The 19,076-nt window shown below is 58.2% G+C and carries 18 protein-coding genes and 1 tRNA gene; 10 read left to right on the top strand and 9 right to left on the bottom strand.

What is annotated here, in order from left to right; genetic code table 11:
- Position 1: 1 nt before the first annotated feature.
- The 4 genes from I6J19_RS00245 to I6J19_RS00260 form a co-directional block, all read right to left on the bottom strand.
- Positions 2 to 3,352 carry an ATP-dependent helicase gene (locus I6J19_RS00245; RefSeq protein WP_235191231.1) on the bottom strand — a complete coding sequence of 1,117 codons (3,351 nt, stop codon included), beginning with the start codon at positions 3,350 to 3,352 and terminating at the stop codon, positions 2 to 4.
- A 103-nt stretch (positions 3,353 to 3,455) separates the two neighbouring features.
- Positions 3,456 to 4,307: a TIGR02569 family protein gene (locus tag I6J19_RS00250; protein ID WP_038627955.1), complete on the bottom strand. Its 852-nt coding sequence runs from the start codon at positions 4,305 to 4,307 to the stop codon at positions 3,456 to 3,458.
- Positions 4,308 to 4,316: 9 nt separating this feature from the next.
- Positions 4,317 to 5,225, bottom strand: coding sequence for a DUF3152 domain-containing protein (locus I6J19_RS00255; protein ID WP_038627952.1), 909 nt, complete (start codon positions 5,223 to 5,225; stop codon positions 4,317 to 4,319).
- On the bottom strand, positions 5,225 to 5,449 hold the full coding sequence (locus I6J19_RS00260; RefSeq protein ID WP_224786647.1) for a DUF3107 domain-containing protein: 225 nt from the start codon (positions 5,447 to 5,449) through the stop codon (positions 5,225 to 5,227). Before I6J19_RS00260 ends, I6J19_RS00255 begins: the two co-directional genes overlap by 1 nt.
- Before the next feature lie 94 nt (positions 5,450 to 5,543).
- Here I6J19_RS00260 and I6J19_RS00265 point away from each other — a divergent pair, with 94 nt between their 5' ends.
- On the top strand, positions 5,544 to 6,908 hold the full coding sequence (locus I6J19_RS00265; protein WP_038627946.1) for a DEAD/DEAH box helicase: 1,365 nt from the start codon (positions 5,544 to 5,546) through the stop codon (positions 6,906 to 6,908).
- A 69-nt stretch (positions 6,909 to 6,977) separates the two neighbouring features.
- Complete coding sequence (locus tag I6J19_RS00270; RefSeq protein WP_038627943.1) at positions 6,978 to 8,309, top strand: Rv3212 family protein; 1,332 nt, start codon at positions 6,978 to 6,980, stop codon at positions 8,307 to 8,309.
- Here I6J19_RS00270 and I6J19_RS00275 read toward each other — a convergent pair.
- Complete coding sequence (locus I6J19_RS00275; RefSeq protein WP_224786648.1) at positions 8,306 to 8,764, bottom strand: hypothetical protein; 459 nt, start codon at positions 8,762 to 8,764, stop codon at positions 8,306 to 8,308. The genes I6J19_RS00270 and I6J19_RS00275 overlap by 4 nt on opposite strands.
- A 100-nt stretch (positions 8,765 to 8,864) precedes the next feature.
- Between I6J19_RS00275 and I6J19_RS00280 the strand changes: the two genes are divergently transcribed.
- The 4 genes from I6J19_RS00280 to I6J19_RS00290 all read left to right on the top strand — a co-directional run bounded on the left by I6J19_RS00280 (position 8,865) and on the right by I6J19_RS00290 (position 11,314).
- On the top strand, positions 8,865 to 9,971 hold the full coding sequence (locus tag I6J19_RS00280) for a diacylglycerol/lipid kinase family protein (protein WP_224786649.1): 1,107 nt from the start codon (positions 8,865 to 8,867) through the stop codon (positions 9,969 to 9,971).
- A gap of 485 nt (positions 9,972 to 10,456) precedes the next feature.
- Positions 10,457 to 10,726, top strand: coding sequence for a WhiB family transcriptional regulator (locus I6J19_RS00285; protein WP_005511107.1), 270 nt, complete (start codon positions 10,457 to 10,459; stop codon positions 10,724 to 10,726).
- A gap of 75 nt (positions 10,727 to 10,801) precedes the next feature.
- Positions 10,802 to 10,876, top strand: a complete 75-nt coding sequence (locus tag I6J19_RS11005; RefSeq protein ID WP_014300525.1) for a 50S ribosomal protein bL37 — start codon at positions 10,802 to 10,804, stop codon at positions 10,874 to 10,876.
- Between the two features lie 365 nt (positions 10,877 to 11,241).
- Positions 11,242 to 11,314, top strand: a tRNA-Ala gene (locus tag I6J19_RS00290).
- A gap of 130 nt (positions 11,315 to 11,444) precedes the next feature.
- Here the strand turns inward: I6J19_RS00290 and rsrA are convergent.
- Together rsrA and I6J19_RS00300 are read right to left on the bottom strand one after the other, a co-directional pair.
- Positions 11,445 to 11,753, bottom strand: coding sequence for a mycothiol system anti-sigma-R factor (rsrA, locus tag I6J19_RS11010; RefSeq protein WP_016422222.1), 309 nt, complete (start codon positions 11,751 to 11,753; stop codon positions 11,445 to 11,447).
- Entirely contained in the window at positions 11,750 to 12,379 is a 630-nt protein-coding gene (locus tag I6J19_RS00300; protein ID WP_016422221.1) for a sigma-70 family RNA polymerase sigma factor, read from the bottom strand. The genes rsrA and I6J19_RS00300 overlap by 4 nt, the downstream gene beginning before the upstream one ends.
- 97 nt (positions 12,380 to 12,476) lie before the next feature.
- Here I6J19_RS00300 and ybaK point away from each other — a divergent pair, with 97 nt between their 5' ends.
- Positions 12,477 to 12,989 (top strand): Cys-tRNA(Pro) deacylase, encoded by a 513-nt coding sequence (ybaK, locus tag I6J19_RS00305; protein ID WP_038627936.1) that lies wholly within the window; start codon positions 12,477 to 12,479, stop codon positions 12,987 to 12,989.
- A gap of 39 nt (positions 12,990 to 13,028) precedes the next feature.
- Here the strand turns inward: ybaK and I6J19_RS00310 are convergent, their stop codons facing one another.
- Positions 13,029 to 13,724 carry an SOS response-associated peptidase gene (locus I6J19_RS00310; protein ID WP_038627934.1) on the bottom strand — a complete coding sequence of 232 codons (696 nt, stop codon included), beginning with the start codon at positions 13,722 to 13,724 and terminating at the stop codon, positions 13,029 to 13,031.
- Positions 13,725 to 13,794: 70 nt separating this feature from the next.
- Here I6J19_RS00310 and aroA point away from each other — a divergent pair, with 70 nt between their 5' ends.
- From aroA to I6J19_RS00325, 3 genes are read left to right on the top strand one after another with little or no spacing between them, the layout of a single operon-like run.
- A complete protein-coding gene (gene aroA / locus I6J19_RS00315; protein ID WP_080972919.1) occupies positions 13,795 to 15,273 on the top strand; it encodes a 3-phosphoshikimate 1-carboxyvinyltransferase in 1,479 nt (492 codons plus the stop codon).
- A gap of 2 nt (positions 15,274 to 15,275) precedes the next feature.
- Positions 15,276 to 16,322, top strand: a complete 1,047-nt coding sequence (gene rsgA / locus I6J19_RS00320) for a ribosome small subunit-dependent GTPase A (RefSeq protein ID WP_038627929.1) — start codon at positions 15,276 to 15,278, stop codon at positions 16,320 to 16,322.
- Positions 16,309 to 17,694, top strand: a complete 1,386-nt coding sequence (locus tag I6J19_RS00325) for a chloride channel protein (RefSeq protein WP_038627927.1) — start codon at positions 16,309 to 16,311, stop codon at positions 17,692 to 17,694. The genes rsgA and I6J19_RS00325 overlap by 14 nt, the downstream gene beginning before the upstream one ends.
- Here I6J19_RS00325 and I6J19_RS00330 read toward each other — a convergent pair.
- Entirely contained in the window at positions 17,691 to 19,031 is a 1,341-nt protein-coding gene (locus I6J19_RS00330; RefSeq protein WP_038627925.1) for a fatty acid desaturase family protein, read from the bottom strand. The genes I6J19_RS00325 and I6J19_RS00330 overlap by 4 nt on opposite strands.
- Positions 19,032 to 19,076: the final 45 nt, after the last annotated feature.

Raw genomic sequence — 19,076 nt, forward strand, 5'->3', positions numbered from 1 at the left:
GCTACCGATTCCCTTCTGCTGCCGGGCACGCCTTCGAAAGCGTGCAGAACTTGCAATGATCACCAGCGAGCGCCAAGGCACGCGGGCCAGACGTCGCACGTGCTACCTGCTCCACACGACGCTCCCAGTCAGCCAACTTGTCTTCCGTGAGCTTTGACTGTTCTCGACTAGTGATAATGGTCTTATTGTGTGACTTTCGCGGAAATACCAGGTATGCCCCTGATTGTTCAATGCCTTCGCCGTTGTCCACAGCAAGCCCATCTCCGCTTTCAACGAGCTTCCCCTTCGACAACGCCAGCTGATATGTAGCTAGCTGTGCATGTTCTTCTACGTCTTTACCGGAGGGCGCTGTCTTACCGGTTTTAATATCGACGATTTGAACTGCACCATCAGCGTCTTCAATCAATCGGTCGATTCGTCCGACAATCACGATGTCATCGTTGATGGTGACTTTTACCGGAACCTCGGTCCCGATATCTTTCTTAGTCTCAATCCACCGCTGCCAATCCTCCAGCGCTGTCAACCAGGTGTCTTCCTCAGTACGCTTACGCCACTCCGGATCATCGGACAGGTCACCAAAAACACGCCGGATTTCGGACTGCGCCTCAGGTACAGTCACTCCCTTGGCTACGGCTTCTACCGCCTGATGAAGTAGAGAGCCTAAATACATGGCCGATGTCGGTGCTGATTTATCCAGCATGGCCTTCAGCGGGCAACTCAGGGCTGCTTCCACCTTGGAAGGGTTGATTCTCATCGGCTTCTTGTCATTTACCGGCTTCGAGGTCGACGGTGCACGGAGCCCCCACCAGGTGTCTGGATGTGCGCCAGCAACCTCAACCTGCGCCAATCGCGCGAGTTGACGTGCAGCTTGTCGACGCCGCGTCTCAGTCTCCGCATCGTCTACAACGGCTGCACGCAGTTCTGCCAGCAGTGACTCCACAGAGAGCACCCGTGGCAGGCCTTCACCGGCCCATTTGGATTCTTCTGCCTCTGCAACATCCGGACTGCCGGTGTTTGCTTCATTAGCCGTAGCCCCGACTCCGTTCGCAGCCGAAGAGGCTTCCGACTGCTTCGCCAGCTCCGTCCCCGAATTACCGAGCTTTTCAACGAGCTCGATAACAAACGGACTGGGAACTCCAACATCATCAGGAGAATCGACTGCGGTCAGCAGTACCCTGTCGCTAGCCCGTGATACCGCGACGTGCAGCAAACGACGTTCCTCCGCTAGCGCATCCGCCATGGAATTGATGTACTCCCGCGGTGCAATCCCGTGGTCGACGAGACCGATGAACTCGTTCTGCTTCATCACCGAGCCAGTTACACCGAGGCTGGGCCACTGGCCTTCCTGTACTCCGACAACTGCTACTGCCTTCCACTGCCTGCCCAGAGCCGCATGCGCTGAGAGAATGCGCACGGCGTCGCGCTCTACCCCGCTACGGTCACGTGCGCCGATGGGCAGCTCCTGTTCTTCCACAGAAGCGATAAAACCGTCAACCGTCAGCTTTGGATTCAGCTCCACACGGTCACCAGCAAAGTCGAACAGTGCCATCACAGCATCCAGGTCGCGGTCAGCCGATGCTCCAGCTGTACCGCCGCGCAACGATGCCGCCACCAGATGGTCTGCCAAACCAGTGGACTGCCAAATTGCCCACAAAGTTGCTTCCACACCATCACGCAACGCTTCACGCGCTGCGCTCAATAGATCCAGCGGCACCTGCAGCGCCTGACGTTCACGCTGCGACAGAGACTCAATAAGTTCCAGCTGCTCTGTTGTGAGTCCATCTGCTTTCAAGATTCCGATGAGCTGAGTCATCGCGGCCCCGCCGAACAGGTCGGCCTTTCGGATTCCGCGCAGCAGACGCTCTTTGACAATCGGATCCATGTTGACCAGTGGGCCGGAGAGGAACTCGTCCCACTCCACGTCATCGAGCTGGTTCATAGTTGCCCGCAACGCCACCATCAGCGCTCGCACCAATCGCTGATGACTTAGCACGATGTCCGTTGGGTCAATCTGCACAGGCACACCCGCACGCGACAATGCACGGAACAGAGAGGACTCCCCTGCACCGGACCGGACAATGACCGCCATATCCTTCCATGCCACCCCCTCGTCAATATGAAGGCGCCGGAAGTAGTCCGCGACTGTGGCTCGCTGTGCACGTTCAGAGGGATGAATAGCTATTTTTACTGCACTTTTCGCTGCGTACGAGTTTTCCGCTGCGACGGTCTCACTGTTGTTTCCAACGTCGGATTCACTAGCTTCTTGTGTTCCAACTGAACCAACAATGCCGCGGTATGCAGGAGCCTTAGGCAAGCGCTGAGAAACTGCGTTGACTAAATCCGCGATATCAGCGTTACAGCGGTAAGACTGCTGCAAGTGGATTGCCTTGTACTCGACCTCACCAATCCCCCGGAGATAGTCATTATTAGCACCGCGGAAGTGAAATACCGATTGATCTTCATCACCAGTAATGACGGCCACCGCCGCCTGCGACACAAACCGATCCACAAGACGCGCAGCCTCCGGCGATAGGTGTTCAGCATCATCGACCAGCACCACCGACTTTCCCCACCGAGCCAGTGCTTGCGCGTCTGTATCCAGCTCCATCAATGCCGCAGAGACAATCTCTGCAGCGTTCAAGCTGGGCTCCCACGCCAACCGCATAGTCTGCTGATACTCCGCCATAAACTTGCCAGCCGCACACCACGACTCAATGCCATAGTCCACGCCGAGCTGCTGAAGCCTCGGGGCATCAATCCCCCGCTCAGCTGCACGCAGCAGAAAGTCACGAACCGCACGGGAAAAACCGACTAATGGAAGAGCCGGGCGCAACCGCTCTGGCCAATACGCACCACCATCTTCCGCATGACCAGCCAAAAGCTGCCGCACGACAGCATCTTGGCGTGCACCAGTGGTCAACGATGGTTCAGGCTCTCCCCGACTGACGGCGGCATCACGTACTACTGCATAGGCAAGTGAATGCACGGCACGCACCATGCCACCTTGACCTGCCCCGAACGAACCGCCTTCCCCCAGTTCAGAGGAAAAACGCCTGTCAATATTCCGCCTCAATTCCGCGGCGGCCTCTTTTGACTGTGACACCACCAAAATGCTGTCCGCCGGAATGCCCGAGTGTATGTAGTCCACCGCGAGATCTGCCAGCAGCGAACTCTTGCCAGTCCCTGGGCCGCCTAAAACGCGCACAACAGGCTGGTTTACAAGCTTGTTCGCTACCACGAGCGCCCGATTATGGGAAGGGAAAAGCGCCTCTACCGCAGTACCCAACCACTGCCGACGACGAGGCGGTTCCTCCTGGACGAACCGAACCTTCGGCATTCCATCTACGTTCATGTGCACCATTGTGGCACAACCTCCGGACAGACACTCGAACACCCATTCGAAATAGAGGTAAAAATACCCCCGCCCCAAAAACTCCCGTGAATACTGCCAGGCGTTACTTAGACACAAACGCGCGGACTAGCGAAGCCGCACGGAACAGGCCACGATACGCACCCGGCTGCGATTCTGGACTAACAGCGTGGACAAAAAGTCGATAGCACATCGCACGAACGAGCAACTGACCGAAATCCGGCAAATGATCGAAGCGTCGCAGTAGCTCTTCATCAGCACCCATCATGGACAGACAATCCACTGCCGCTAAGGCAGCTGTCCAACCACGGACACGCCATGCTGGCACGATATCGGTGAGAACGGGGGCGGCCGTGCCGTCGTAAAGCAGCGTGCCGACGAGGTCTGCGTGACAGACCTGCAGAAGCTCCGTTGGCACAACCATCTCTGCCCGCAACTGGAGAAGATCACCGGAGATTGTGAGAGCCTCGGCGCAATCGGCGCGGGGGACGCTATCCGCGTCGAGAAGCTGCTCGAGGATGCCGATTGGGTCAGATTCCCAAGCTGCGCGATTACACATGACAAAGTAATCGGGCTCCTTATCAAGGAGGAACTGTGGCCGTTCAATACTGGCAAGCGACTCTTCCACGCGACCAGCGGCAACAATGGTTTCATCGGCACGTGGCGCGAATCCCCCCGGAATGAAATGACGGGCTTGCCACCCAGCAATGACCAAGCGGCCGTCACTGGTACGCACGGATTTCGCTACTCGGACGCCATCGACATCTAGCGCGCTGCGAACCTTTGCAGACCACAGCGCCTGCGCCGAATTATGTACCGGCGAAAGGACAATGGAATCGTCGTAGACCCAGCCATTGTCCCAAGCTCGCCCGGCACGATGCGGCTCACCCTCGGCACCAAAGGCCTCCAAAACACGGTCGGGAGGAGTGGCAATCATAATCTGCTACTACCTTGCTTTCTGAGTCGGTGCGGCCGTATCGTCGTCCGCCCCAAATGGATACGGCCAGCCGTTGACAGAACACGTCTTGCCATCGGTCTGATAGACCTCGCTGCTGTCGATTTCATGCAGTTCATCGTTCGACACGCTCAGGGTCTGCTGCATCATGATTGGCGCGATACCGCCATCCCTCGGGCAGGGCTCGTGAACCGCGTACCCAAGTCCGTGCCCAACCTCGTGATTAATAAGGTATTGGCGATACAATCCCAGGTCCCCCTCAAAAGGCAGGGCACCTCGAACCCACCGGGCGATACTGACGACCACGCGCCCAGGCTCACCTTCCCGCTGCCCAGACAGGTAACAGGAGGTCTCCATTCCCAAGGTGTTTCCGCACAGCTGATGTGCGGTTCCAGTCGCGGAAAGCTGCACGACAATCGTCGGATCCTGATCGCGAGGCACTGCCTCGAAAGAAAAATCTGGATTAGCTGTCCAGCCACGTGGATCGGCCAGAATCGAGTTCACCGTCTCCGCAAAGGCGCGCTCGCCACCAATTGAAGGAACATCAATGTTGTCTTCAATTTCCACGGAATACCTGATCGCATTGCGGCGCCCCTCCCCGACACGGGGATGCGCCACGGTGACATCTTTAAAATTTCCCGAGGGTTCCGTGGCAAAGGCCGGACCAGGTGGCAACTGTCCTCCCTCGTAACCATCACCGTACCCCTCACCGGGCACCGGACCAGGGCGACTGTTACCACTCTGCGAGGTGACAGTGCCATTGCCGGAACCTGGAGAATCATCTTCAGCAGTGAAGATGTCGAAGAGAATGATGACTGTGAGCACCACAAGTACGGGGATGGCATAGGCTCGCCACCCCCAACTCCTTGCAATGCGTACGAGAAAGGGTTCTTGCGTCATTAGGCGAAGAAGCCAACCTTACGGTCTGCGTTATTACCGGTACGGACGTAGGCGACCTTGGCAGCATTAATCTGGTACTCCTGACCAGCGCCGTCACTGAGCTCAATCACACCTTCGCCAGCAGCCAGCTTCTGGGAGATCGCAGCCTTGACCTCCTCGCCACCAGCGACGTTTTCAATGCTCAGCTCACGCGTATTGTCTGCAAATCCAATAGTGATGTCCATAGGTGACATCATAACCATTCCCAAAGCGGCTAGGATTAGAGAGACCGATTAAGCCGTCGTGTCACGTGAGGTTACAAACAGCAAAGGAGTCGCCGTGGCAGAGTCCCAGTCCCCGACATTCGTCGAATTGGGGGTCGCCGCGGAAATCTGCGACGCACTCGCCGACGAAGGAATCAACCGCACATTTGCCATCCAGGAACTGACGCTGCCCTTGGCGCTCGACGGCACGGACATCATCGGCCAAGCCCGTACTGGCATGGGAAAAACCCTTGGGTTTGGTGTCCCCCTCATTGACCGCGTCTTTGATGACGCCCGCATTCCAGAACCGGATGGCACTGCCCGCGCAATCATCGTCGTTCCCACCCGTGAGCTGTGCGTGCAGGTCGGCGAGGACTTAGCCCGCGCTGCGCACTCAACCAATCTGCGTGTATGCACCATTTACGGTGGCCACCCCTATGAGGAACAGATTGAACAGCTAGACCGCGGCGTGGACATCATCGTCGGCACTCCGGGCCGTCTCATCGATCTTTACCAGCGCAATAATCTAGAGCTGTCAGGCGTAAAGATTTTGGTTCTCGACGAGGCCGACGAAATGCTCGACTTGGGTTTCCTGCCGGACATCGAGAAGATTCTGGCTGCGGTGCCGGATGAACGTCAGACCATGCTCTTCTCGGCAACAATGCCGGGCCCTATTCTGACTCTCGCACGTACCTTTATGAATCGCCCGGTGCACATCCGCGCTGAATCAGGCGAGGAAGAGGCCACAGTCCATGAGACCACTAAGCAGATTGTTTTCCAATCGCACCAAATGGATAAGGTTTCAGTCATTGCCCGCATCCTGCAAGCCAACGGTCGTGGTCGCACCATCATTTTTGCTCGTACAAAGCGTGGTGCCGCTTCCGTTGCTGAGCAGCTCGGCGAGCGGGGCTTCCTGGTCACCGCCGTCCACGGCGATATGGGCCAGCCTGCACGTGAGCGCTCACTGACGGCGTTCCGCAATGGCGACGTCGACGTCCTGGTCGCAACCGATGTCGCGGCTCGCGGTATCGACATCGACGATGTCACCCACGTCATCAACCACCAGGTGCCCGATGACGAAATGACTTATGTCCACCGCATCGGCCGTACCGGACGCGCGGGACACAGAGGTGTCGCCGTTACGCTCGTCGGCTGGGATGAGACCGCAAAGTGGAAGGCTATTTCAGATGCTCTCGACCTGGACATGGCCGAGATTCCGACGTGGTTTTCCACCTCCCCCGAGCTCGCCGAAGCTCTTGACATCCCCGAGGGAATCGATGAGAAGGTCGGGCCAGCCCGTCCGGTGTTGGGGTCCCGACCGCCTCGCGGGCGTGGCGGAAGAGGTCCGCGAAACAACCGCTCACAGCCTCACCATCGCAATCGCGGCCAAGGACGAAACTCACGGCGGGACGGCCACTCCAATTCTCATCGCCGCCGCTAAACTGCTGCGCGTGCCAACTCCCCCGCCTCACTTCTCTCCACGACCACTCGTCGACAGGACATTCCAACCGTGCTGCAGTCACCACAAGCCAACGCTGAGCCCACCACTGCAGAGACCCGACTGCGTCGAAATCGAATCGCATCAGTCATTCTCATCATCGCCGTAGTGCTAGTCATCGGTTGGACATGGGTCGCTTCCCCGGCCCGCAAGGTCGATCGCACTGAAACGACGGCTTCTGCCGGCTCGGCAATGCAAGCCCCGGCTGCGAACGATCCGGAGGCAATGCCACATACTCTCCGGCCGGTGTGGTCCACCGAATCGTCGGCAAGCACAAGCACGCACACCATCTCCCCGGCGCCACTGGTGATGGACAACTCCCTCATCGTTGCTGAGGACCGGGGCGTGCGTGCTATCTCGCTTAACGACGGCACGGAGCGATGGCACTATCGACGAGATATTCCGCTGTGTGCGCTCTCGGGCAGTGATGGCCAAGTTTTCGCGACTTTTCGCGGGGCAGCTGGCTGCGGTGAGACCGTTGCACTCAAACCCGATTCGGGGCAGTATGTCGCGACCCGAAAATCGATTGCGGCTGACAGCCTTGCCGCCGTGCGCTCGAATTCATACGCGGGTGTCTACGACTCTGGATTCCTGGAGCTGTGGCGTTCTGACTTGGTCCGAGTAGTCGAGTACGGCAAGATTCCAGCATCCCCGGAACCGAAGATGCAGCCACATCCAGAGTGTTCGATTATCAGTGCGCTCACACGCGTGGAGCTGCTGGCCGTTGTAAACAATTGCGATGGTCACGGACGCCTGGTCATGCAGGTGGCAAATCCGGAGGAATCGCGGAAACCAGAGGTCAAGAGCGATATTGACCTTGGTCCAGTAACTGCAGATATGTCGCTGGTATCGATTGGCCAGGACACGGCAGCGGTACTAACAGACAATCGCATTCGCGTTTTTCGTATGGACGGCACGATGCTAACTGAATTGGCGCTGGGTGAGACTACCCTGCGTCCAGCACCGGCTGAAGCTAACTCCGACGGCGATGCCCCGCGTGCGCCTTTTACAACGGATCTCCCCCATCACATGACGTGGTGGTCGCCACGTGGATTACTTGGCTTCCGTCCGAGCACCCTGGCACCGGATTTCGAGTTTCCTGAGGCCACAGGGACCCCAGCTCCATGGGGTGAGCATGTTTTCATGCCAGTCGCTGACGGAGTCGCGGTATTGAATGCCTCAACTCTCGAAATTATCGGCACACTCCCGTTGCCTGCAGCTGCGAAGTCCACTCATGCAAATGATGCGGACAAGCCGGAACTGCCCGTGCGTCTTGCAGTTGTCGGTGACACGCTACTGGTTCAGCGCGGTGAGTCAGTCGACGCGTTCGTCATCGAAATTTAAAAAGAGCGGGCAGCCCAGTCAATCGCCTTCGGACTAAACATACAGACCAGCGCCGCAATTGAAGCTGCCGCCGTCGGCAGAGCCAGCAGAAAAGCGCTCGAGCGGAACATGTAATAGGCCACACCCAGCAAGCAGAGGTTGAGCATAATAATCGGCCCGCGCCCCCAACGGGCGCCACGCAGCAACATAATCGCACCAGCGAGAACAGAGCCAAAAATGAGAAGGAACCACAGCGCGGTACCCCAACCGGAAATGACCGCGACCTCGTCGCGGTACCCCATCAAATCACGAATCAGAAGGAAGACTCCGTAGCCCAGACCGAGGGTACATTCGGCGACACCGATCCACGCACCGACCACGACAACCTGAGGTGCGGCCATCGGCCCGTCAGTTACCGCAAGCTGGTCAGTAGTACGCGATTTGGACGCATTGCTGCTGTTTTTCTGGTTACTCACGCCCTACATGTTAGCCCGGTGAGAACCGATGAATACACTCTGGAGGCAAGTCGACCAATGCACCCATCACAGGTCTATTCATGCACTACTCTTGGTGCCTGTGCGTGCGTTGCTAATCTCCAATCCGAATTCGACCAGTAACTCTGCTCGACGCATGCCCAGCATTGTGCGGGCGCTTCGCTCAGTCGATGGGATCCGCTTGACATCCATGTTCACCGCTTACCCCGGCCATGCTGAGGAAATGGTCGCGGGAATAACGGTTCGCGATTACGACGTCATTATTTCCCTCGGCGGCGACGGAACCATTAACGAGATTGTCAATGGGCTCATGTACTCCAACCCATTCTCCGCACTGCCTGCCACTGACCTGCCTGCCATCGCAACAATTCCCACAGGCAGCGCCAACGTCTTGGCAGGTGCGTTGGGCATTCCCCGCGACCCCGTAGATGCCGCGTGGTACATCGCAAGCCTGCTGCGCTCCCGAACCCGCAGCGCTATTAGCGTTGGACATGCAGCAGAGCGATGCTTCGTCGTCAATGCCGGTATCGGCATCGATGCGGAAGTCATTTCCACCATGGAACAGCTCCGACATAACGGCACCCGCGCCAAAGCCGTGCGCTATTTGCCGGCAATTTTCACCGCATGGAACGAGTTGCGCAAAAGCCCGCCACAAATCACCGCAACTATCGACGGCAAGGAATTTGGCCGCGATCTCGCAATGGCTGTGGTGTCCAACTCCAATCCATGGACATTCCTCGGCGACCTCCCCATCGTCACCAACCCCACTGTGTCACTGCGCAGGGGCCTGGGGTTTTATGGCTTCACTTCTTTAAAGGGAGTGACGGGGCTTGTCGCCGCAGCCAATTTGGCCGGTTTCTTCACCCGACTGCGCTCCCCCTTCCACATAGAAGCCCGCGAACGACGCGTTGACAACGCTCAGCACATCCAGCTCACCGCTACTGCTCCACTTCGTCTCCAATTGGACGGCGAGTACATCAATCAGCGCGATTCCCTCAACATCCGCGTTAAGCAAGGCGCAATCAATTTTGTGGCGCGTGCCGACGATTACACCGAGGACCAGTTCACCAAGAAGGTCGCTACCCGCCCCGTGGACGAGCGCTTGCTCGTTGTGGTGACCAAAAAGGCCATGGATCGCACACGCCGCCTGTTCAGTACAAGCCAAAAGACCGAGGCAAACCCGGCTTAAGCTGTAACTGTTTACTGACAAGCCAACAAAAACGCGCCATACACCCTCACTACTGCAATTACCAAAACTAAAATCACCCCCACAAGGGGCTAGTTTTGACCTGGCGTTTTAACCAAAACTTCACTTTTCTGTGAGGTTTGGCACTTTTATTCATTTTGCTCTTTACGAACCGCTCCAGTCGTGAAAACATGTAAACCGTCAGCGAGACAGGCACGCAGTTCACTGGATGTGCAACTATGCAAGTCTCGCCTTTTTAGGCGCAAACTCTTTGGTGAGTCCCCACTACCTTTCACGTCGCATAGGTGATGCAACAGGTAGCCCCTCCCAAGATGCCTAATACCCCTGGGCAACCGGGAATGAACCCCAACCCTCGTTGAGATACGGCGATTTGTCGTGTCTGACGAAATCCATTTCCGGAGCTGCCTTCCCGCAAGGAAATTTAACCCTGCCCTCACCCGGGGCTCGTAATGTTTTAGGAGTTTGTCATGGATTGGCGTCACAAGGCCGTTTGTCGTGAAGAGGATCCGGAGCTGTTCTTCCCAGTCGGTAACTCCGGCCCGGCTCTCGCCCAGATTGCTAAGGCCAAGGTCGTTTGCAACCGCTGCCCCGTTACCGCTCAGTGCCTGGCTTGGGCACTTGAGACCGGCCAGGATGCAGGTGTCTGGGGCGGCATGAGCGAGGACGAGCGTCGCGCACTGAAGCGCCGTCGCAACCGCGGCCGCACTCGTCGCACTCGCACCAGCACCGCAGTCTAATTAAAAGACTTACCCCTTACCGTGTAATCTATACCGGTTGATACCTGTTTAACCCGATAGAAAGAGAGCCCAGCTATGAGCAAGCGTGGCCGTAAGCGCAAGGACCGCCGTAAGAACAAGGCTAACCACGGCAAGCGTCCGAACAGCTAAGTTGCCCTTAGTTACAGCAGCCTTAGCCATCACTGGCTAAGACATCTCACTCCACCCCGACACAACTCGGTATTGCATCGAAGGACGAGGTGGAGTTTTTGTGTCTCCAATGGAGAGCTCAACGGGTAGCAGGTCTGAAACTGACTAGGTTTATGACACGTGAATTGAATTCACCCGCGGTTTTTTGTCATAAACCTAGTCACTTTCTGCACCTTTTCGATACCTCTTCGATACCCCATCCTCGCTTTTCAGGATTAACCATCCGCCAGATCACTACCAGCGAGTTTGGAGCCCAAACCCCACCGGGAGTAACGTCTAAAAATAGAGCTTTTACAGGAGCTCCAGCTAGGTTGCTCGAAAGTAATGGGGCTATAGCTCAGTTGGTAGAGCGTCGCGTTCGCAATGCGAAGGTCAGGGGTTCGATTCCCCTTAGCTCCACAAATAATTCCACAAAAATATCCCAGGCCACATCTCCATGACCTGGGATTTTCCGTATTTCGCACTACCGCATTACGAAACATCGCATTAAGCATCAAAGGAATACACGCCAAAACCTAGCCGCCAGCAACTACCTGCGGTACTCCACCCGCGTATAGGACACGCGTATGCGGGTGGTAATGCGCTGGCGGAGGTCCTCAGGGGCAGGTTGCTGGCAGCACCGGCGCAGCAGCCGTCGGATAGCTTGCTCGGAACCGAACTCTTCTAAGCACTGAGGGCATTTGTGAATGTGTTCCTCGAGAAAGCGGCGCTCCTCCGAATCACACTCGCCATCCAAAAATGCGTGTAGGCGCGAGTGGACATCCTGACAGAAAGCATCTTCACAGGCGTGCCCGCGCTCTGGCGTCTGCTCCATATCTTGGCTCGACTCTCGGCTCATCGCGGAGAATCTCCCTTCTCTTCTTTCAAGAATCCACGTTCCACGGCTACGTTGTGCAACGCGTCTCGGAGCTGTTTTCTTCCACGGTGGAGCCGACTCATCACAGTTCCGATGGGTGTGCCCATGATTTCGGCGATTTCCTTGTAGGGCAATCCCTCGACATCGGCGTAGTAGACCACCATCCGGTAATCCTCTTTGAGACTCATCAAAGCGTCACGAATTTCCTCGTCAGGAAGCTTTTCCAGCGCTTCAACCTCAGCAGAGCGCAGCCCTATCGAAGTGTGCGACGCGGTTTCCGCGATCTGTGAATCGGTGATGTCATCGGTGGCGTACTCGGCAGGACGACGCTGCGCCTTGCGGTAGTTGTTGATGTACGCATTCGTCAGAATGCGGTAGAGCCATGCTTTCAGATTCGTGCCCGGCTTGTAGGAGCGGAAGCCCTGAAAAGCCTTTATATAGGTCTCCTGCACCAGGTCTTCGGCATCGGCGGGGTTGCGTGTCATCCGCAGCGCCGCTCCATAGAGCTGATCCAAAAGCGGCATGGCATCACGCTCAAAGCGCTGCGCAAGCTCCTCATCCGACTCATCAGTCCGGATGGCCGATGTTCCTGTCTGATCACCTGACATGCTACCTATCCTAAAACATCCGCACCCACGAGTCGGCAGACCCCCGTCACCAGGCATTTCGTAGCGTAATTGCGCTGATGTGCAACGATGGGAAATTATGTCGAAGAAGTCCGCCAAAAAATCCGCTGCCGCCACCCCGGCCATCGCCTTCTGTCAGAACGCCGGAATCGACTTCCACGTTCACCAATTCCCCCACGGCAGCGACAACTTCGGCGAAGAGGCCGCCTCTTGGCTGCTAGAGCACCTCGGCATCGAGCCCGAACGCATCTTCAAAACTCTCATTATCGAGCTATCCGGCAAACGCACTGGGCTGGCCATCGCCGTCGTTCCCGCCACCGGAATGCTCAACCTCAAGGCCGCCGCCGCGGCTATCGGGGCTTCCAAGGCCACGATGGCCGACCCCCATGACGCGTCACTTGCCACCGGCTACATTCCCGGCGGCATCTCCCCGCTTGGCGGTCGCCGCAAGCTCCCCACCGTCATTGATGAGACAGCCACTCTCTCCGACACTGTGTTCGTCTCCGGTGGTCGCCGCGGGTGGGACATCGAACTGTCACCCGCTGATTTGGTTTCGCTTTGCGACGCCACGGTCGCCGACATCGCCCGCTAATCCTGCGGCTACTCCTGCAACCTCCCCGCTGATACGGCCTTAAAACAGCTCCTCGTTGTGGCCGGGTACCGCGCCATCGGGCTCATCCAACAGGTGCGGCCCTTCATTCGCAACATTGCCGACGGCGCGGTTGACCGGTCGGATGGTCAGTTTGTCCACCACCTCGGCGCTGGTCACGCCAACATCTCCGTTTGCTGCCCAGGCCGAGAGATCCAGCCAATCGCTGACTTCGTCGTCGGCAAGCACGCGCGGCATACGATGATGCAGATCCGCGAGCTGTCCCACGGCGTCGGTGGTGAGAATTGTGGCGGAGACTATATCTCCCCAGCGTGCCCACAGACCCGCGACGGTGAAAAGCGGTGCATCATCACCGAAGCTGACGAAGTAGGGCTGGCGATTTTTCCATTCATACCAACCGTTCATGGGGATTGCGCAGGGAAGGCCGTCCCGGAAAGTCGGTTTGGACTGCCAGGTTTCCGCACGGGCGTTGAAGAAAGGTGTCGTTGGCACTTCGCGGGCCCACTGCGGAATTAAACCCCAGCGCACGGCGGCTGCAATGGTTCCTGTGCGGCCGGGATGCTCGCGGGCAAGAGCAACTATTGGCATGGTCGGGCCGATGTTGTAGCGGGAGGTGGGCAACGGGCCGTCGGCACGCACGGGCGCCAAACCGGGAATTTCAGCCGTGGTGCTGAGCAGCTTTTCGGCGACTGCGAAATTGACGAAACGACCACACATACCAACTGATTGTGCCGATGACTCCCCCTCTAGTCGAGGTATGGAGTGAAAGTGTTCCATAATTGGTTGTGTGTGTTCCCAAAATCAGAATTGGTCCGCCCCTACTGTAAGTGTCGACGGTGCCGAATCCGGTCGACAGCCTTTTAGCGCCACGGTGCAGATTGCCGGCTCGAAGTCGATTACGAACCGTGCTCTTGTCATCGCGGCGCTATCTTCGACCCCATCGGTTATCCATGGTGCTCTGCGCTCTCGCGATACCGATCTTATGATTCGCGCACTGCAGGCCTTGGGAACTGACATCAGTGCCGACTCGACATATTCGGGTGCCCCGAACCACACGCTCCGTGTCACTCCACGCATGCTCCGCGGTGGTGTCGTGGAATGTGGCCTTGCAGGTACGGTTATGCGCTTCGTGCCGCCTATCGCAGCTCTTGCGCAGGGGTCGGTGTTCTTCGAGGGCGACGTAGAGGCCAAGGCTCGCCCGATGTCGGCCGTGCTGGATGCCCTGCGCGGCCTCGGTGTGAACATCACTGGAAATGGGCTTCCTTTCACGGTCAATCCACAGGGTCCGAACCAGGGCAACCGCCTCGGTGACTCGGTCCAAGAGCAAGATCTGCCGGACATCGGCGGCGAAGTGGAAATTGACGCTTCGGCCTCAAGCCAGTTCGTCTCTGGCCTGTTGCTGTCAGCGCCGCGCTATGGCCGTGGCCTCGTACTTCACCCGACCGGTGAGATTCCATCCCGCCCGCACATTGACATGACCCTGGACATGCTTCGCGAGGCCGGTGTGCAGATCGAGGAGACCACGGCCGACGCACCTGAGGGATCACGCACAACGTTCACCATTCGCCCCACCGAAATGATGGGTCGTACTTGGCAAATCGAGCCCGACCTGTCCAACGCTGCCGCCTTCCTGGCCGCTGCGGCTGTCACTGGTGGCAGCGTCACCGTGCCCGACTGGCCAGAGCACACCACGCAGCCGGGCAACCGCATCCGCGAGATCCTCACCGCTATGGGCGCTACTGTGACGTTCAACCGTCACGAGGGCGGCCGCACCAGCCTCACCGTCGTGGGTCCAAAGCCGTCGGAGCTGCGCGGAATCACGATGGACATGTCCGAGATTGGCGAGCTGACCCCAACGGTCGCTGCCATCGCCACCCTGGCCACCACCCGCACCGAGCTGACGGGTATTGCACACTTGCGCGGTCACGAAACCAACCGTCTTGCCGCGCTCACCACGGAAATCAACCGCCTCGGCGGTCGCGCTACGGAGCTTGACGACGGCATTGCGATTGACCCCGTTCCGCTCCACGGTGGCCTCTGGCACAGCTACGCCGACCATCGAATGGCCACCGCTGGTGCCATTGTTGGCCTGCGCACGGAGGACGTGGAAGTCGAAAACATCAGTACCACCGCTAAGACCATGCCTGGATTCGACCTGCGCTGGCTGGAGATGCTCGGACTGGCCTCCCCCAGCCCTAGCTCGTTGGAAAAGTCGGTCGACACTCGACTTGATGGCATGGAGAACGGAACCGAGGCAGGGAAATAACAGTGGCGGCACGCAGGCGTGGACGGCAATGGGACGAGTCCGATGTACGCATCCGCCCCGGTAGAGGGTCTCGGCCACGGACGAAGGATCGCCCCAGCCACGCCGATGCCCACTGGGGCATGGTGGTGACCAAGGATCGTGGTCGTTGGGGTGTAGTCCTCGATAACAACGCTGATGTTGCAGTGACATGCATGCGTGCCCGCGAGCTCGGCCGCACCAATATCGTTGTCGGTGACCGTGTCGGTGTCGTCGGCGATGTCAGCGGCCGTGAGGGCACACTGGCCCGCATCGTCAAGCTGGCAGAGCGCAGCACGGTTTTGCGTCGCACCGCCGATGACAATGACCCGTATGAGCGCATTGTCGTGGCCAATGCCAGCCTGCTGCTCATTGTGTGTGCAGTCGCCGATCCTGAACCCCGCACCGGTTTTGTCGAACGCGCGCTGGTCGCGGCCTACGCCGGCGGTGTCCGTCCCGTGCTCTGTCTGACTAAGTCTGATCTGGCTGACCCAGAGGAATTTGCCGGGGAGTTTTCCGCACTCGGAGTGGATGTCGTTGTCTGCGGTATTAACGATAACTTGGCTCCTTTGTCAGAGCTCATCGATGTTCCAGGACGAGTGACAGCTTTGGTTGGGCATTCCGGTGTTGGGAAATCAACCCTCGTCAACCGGATTGTTCCCGAAGCCAACCGTGAGACCGGCGAAGTCAGTGGTGTGGGTAAGGGCCGCCATACCTCCACGCAGTCGGTGGCGCTGATGTTGCCGTCGGAAAGCGAAAACAGCGCGCCCTCGTGGATCATTGATACCCCGGGCATTCGTTCCTTTGGCCTGGCTCATGTGACACCGGAGACGCTACTGGCGGCGTTTCCAGATATCCAGGCGGCAACAGATGAATGCCCACGTGGTTGCACCCATTTGGGACCACCCGCGGATCCAGAGTGCGCCCTGGACAAGTTGGAGGGAGTTCAGCACCGTCGAGCGATGGCAGTGCGTCGTCTATTGATCGCTATCAGCGACAACGAGGACTGGGAGCTGGACATTGAAAGAGACTAGCCACACCAATTCTGCGGAGTCGTCCTCTGAAGCCTCGGCAAGTGCTGAGTCGAACAAAGAGGACTCCGGTCTCTACCCCGCTCCCGGCAGCTGGATTCGACTGTGCATCTACACACTTATCGTGGGTCTTGCGACGGGGCTCGGAGCAGCCGGGCTCGCGCTGATTATGCACGGAATCGAGTACGCGGTCTACGGGCAGCACGAGGGTGACGTAGCGGTCGTGACCGATGGCACCACCGGCCTACAGCGCTTTGTCGGGATCGTGTTGGCGGGGCTGATTGCAGGACCAATGTGGGCTGCTTTGCGCACAAAGGCGAAGCCCATTGAAAGCGTTGAGGCGGGCATGCACGGCCGTCTCATGCCTGTGTGGTCGACTCTTGTCAATGTGTTTTTACAGATGGCGACCGTAGCCGCAGGTGCATCCATGGGACGCGAGAATGCCCCGCGTGAGCTAGGTGCAATGGTGGCCTCGCAGATGTCGCATCGACTACGCATCGATCCGCTACACCGCCGTATTCTGGTCGCAGCAGCGGCCGGTTCCGGCCTGGGGGCGATTTATCACATCCCGCTGGCCGGAGCGGTTTTCTCGTTGGAGATTCTGCTGGGCTCACTGAGCATTACCGCGGTGATGGTGGTACTGGCGTGTTCAGCCATTGCCACGGTGACGTCGGGCATCGTGGTCGGCAGTAGCCCGCTCTACAGCCCAATCAATCTCTCAGACGGCTGGGGCAACCTCGGTGCGGCACTGCTCCTCGGCGTTATCTGCGGCGCCATTGGCTACGCATTTCGCATTCTCAGCTCGCGGGTGTTAGACAAGGCACCGACTGGCTGGCATTCTGCCTGGGCCATCCCCCTCGCGTTCACGCTAGTTGGTGTGATCTCGCTATGGATTCCAGAAGTATTGGGCAACGGCCGCATCGCTGCGACCACAGTTCTCATGGATCGCCCACTGCTGGGGTTTGCGGTCATGCTGCTGATCGCGAAAACTGTCGCGGTTCTAGTTACTTTTCGTTCGGGTGCCGTCGGTGGTCTGTTAACTCCCGGCTTTGCCCTTGGCGCGCTCAGCGGTTTCATCATCGGCTGCTTCGTACAACCATTGATGCCCTCAATTCCGCTGAGCGACTTTGCAATTCTCGGCGCGGCGGCCTTCCTGTCGGCGTCCATGGCAGCTCCACTTTTCGCACTGATCGTGACCGTGGAGTTTACCGGCCAGAATTCCTCGGCTTACTTAGCGCTCTTCCTCGCTGGTGCAACTGCGACACTAACTGTGACCATAATTCGCGCCTGGCTACGGCTCCCCCACAAACAATCAATGCCATGGAACCGCGAACCGGCAGCCGCAGCTGCAGTCCGCAAGCGGGTCGAGGGCTAACCGCGCCCAGCAGTGTGCGTTGAGCGACCTGTATAGGCTCGGACAATTTCCCGGACGCCTGGGCGAAGACGGCGGAGCATTCGCAGGCCCGTCGCTAAGCCCTTGCGTTGCGGGGAACTGGACTGGAGCTCCGCTTCAACCTGCGGATACTTCTTGAACGCCGCCTCCGAACGCACCTCTGGGGCGTTGTCCGGGTCAGCGACTAAGAAGCGATCCGGCAGCGACAACTTTAGTAGTGTGCGCTGGACCTGGAAGAACTGCTTCGGGAACGACCCCGTGTTGTATGGCAGGTCGTATTCTCGGCAAATCTGCTGAACCTGCTTCGAAATCTGCGCGAGCCTGTTGGATGGCATGTCTGGGAAGAGGTGGTGCTCAATCTGGTAATTCAGATTTCCCGAGAGCACCGACAACGCCAGCCCACCGTGGAAGTTCGCCGAGCCCAGCATTTGGCGCAAATACCACTCACTCTTGTCCTCGGTGTTGTACTGCTCCTTGGTGAAAGTCTCGGCATCATCCGGGAAGTGTCCGCAGAAGATGACAGCGTAGGCCCACAGATTACGGGCGAGGTTGGCCATCATATTCGCAAATGCCACTTCGCGGTAACGCGGACCCGCCATCGCCGGGAAGAGAACGTAGTCCTTGATCACCTGGCGCCCCGACTTGTTGAGAACCTCCATGAGCTGCGGCCGGGCCTCATCCCAGGATTTCTTGCCTGCAAACACACGCCCGAGCTCAACGTCGTAGAAAGCCACTGCCCATTGAAAAAGGCTGGCCAAGACCACGTTTGTCACCGGCTGCAACAGCGTCGATGGCTTCCAACGGCGGTCACGAGTCACCCGGAGAATGCCGTATCCCACATCGTTGTCCATACCTAACACGTTGGTGTACTTGTGGTGGACAAAGTTGTGGGAGTGCTTCCACCCGCTCGATGGGCAGGAATTGTCCCACTCCCAGGTGGCCGAGTGAATCTCGGGGTCATTCATCCAGTCCCACTGACCGTGCATGGTGTTGTGGCCGATTTCGAGGTTTTCCAAAATCTTTGCCAGCCCCAGCGCTGAGATGCCCGCCCATTTGAAACCCCAGTGTGCGGTGTTCTTCCACGACCTCGGCAGCAGCCCCAATTTGTTCAGGGCCATGCCTGCGGTCGGTACCATCAGCAGACCTCGACCAGTCACCTCAAGGGTGCGTTGAATGCGGATGAGCGTGCGGATGTAGCGAGCATCCTTCTGCCCCAGCGAATCGCGGTGTTGCTTTTCGATTTCCGCAAACCGACGCCCAATCTCTGCGACGTCTTCTTCGCTCAAGTGCGCATACGATGCGATATCGGAAATTGCCATGGGAAGGGTCCCAACTCCTTTAGGTAGTTTCTCCTGGTTAATGCA

The sequence above is a fragment of the Corynebacterium amycolatum genome, from assembly GCF_016889425.1.
In the GTDB taxonomy this organism is placed as follows: Bacteria; Actinomycetota; Actinomycetes; order Mycobacteriales; family Mycobacteriaceae; genus Corynebacterium; species Corynebacterium amycolatum.

Excerpts from the sequence above, each read along its gene's own strand:
- I6J19_RS00245 (WP_235191231.1), bottom strand. The coding sequence starts at position 3,352 with ATGAACGTAGATGGAATGCCGAAGGTTCGGTTCGTCCAGGAGGAACCG.
- ybaK (WP_038627936.1), top strand. The coding sequence starts at position 12,477 with ATGTCGAAGAAGTCCGCCAAAAAATCCGCTGCCGCCACCCCGGCCATC.
- I6J19_RS00310 (WP_038627934.1), bottom strand. The coding sequence starts at position 13,724 with ATGTGTGGTCGTTTCGTCAATTTCGCAGTCGCCGAAAAGCTGCTCAGC.
- I6J19_RS00255 (WP_038627952.1), bottom strand. The coding sequence starts at position 5,225 with ATGACGCAAGAACCCTTTCTCGTACGCATTGCAAGGAGTTGGGGGTGG.
- I6J19_RS00260 (WP_224786647.1), bottom strand. The coding sequence starts at position 5,449 with ATGGACATCACTATTGGATTTGCAGACAATACGCGTGAGCTGAGCATT.
- rsrA (WP_016422222.1), bottom strand. The coding sequence starts at position 11,753 with ATGAGCCGAGAGTCGAGCCAAGATATGGAGCAGACGCCAGAGCGCGGG.
- I6J19_RS00300 (WP_016422221.1), bottom strand. The coding sequence starts at position 12,379 with ATGTCAGGTGATCAGACAGGAACATCGGCCATCCGGACTGATGAGTCG.
- I6J19_RS00330 (WP_038627925.1), bottom strand. The coding sequence starts at position 19,031 with ATGGCAATTTCCGATATCGCATCGTATGCGCACTTGAGCGAAGAAGAC.
- I6J19_RS00250 (WP_038627955.1), bottom strand. The coding sequence starts at position 4,307 with ATGATTGCCACTCCTCCCGACCGTGTTTTGGAGGCCTTTGGTGCCGAG.
- I6J19_RS00285 (WP_005511107.1), top strand. The coding sequence starts at position 10,457 with ATGGATTGGCGTCACAAGGCCGTTTGTCGTGAAGAGGATCCGGAGCTG.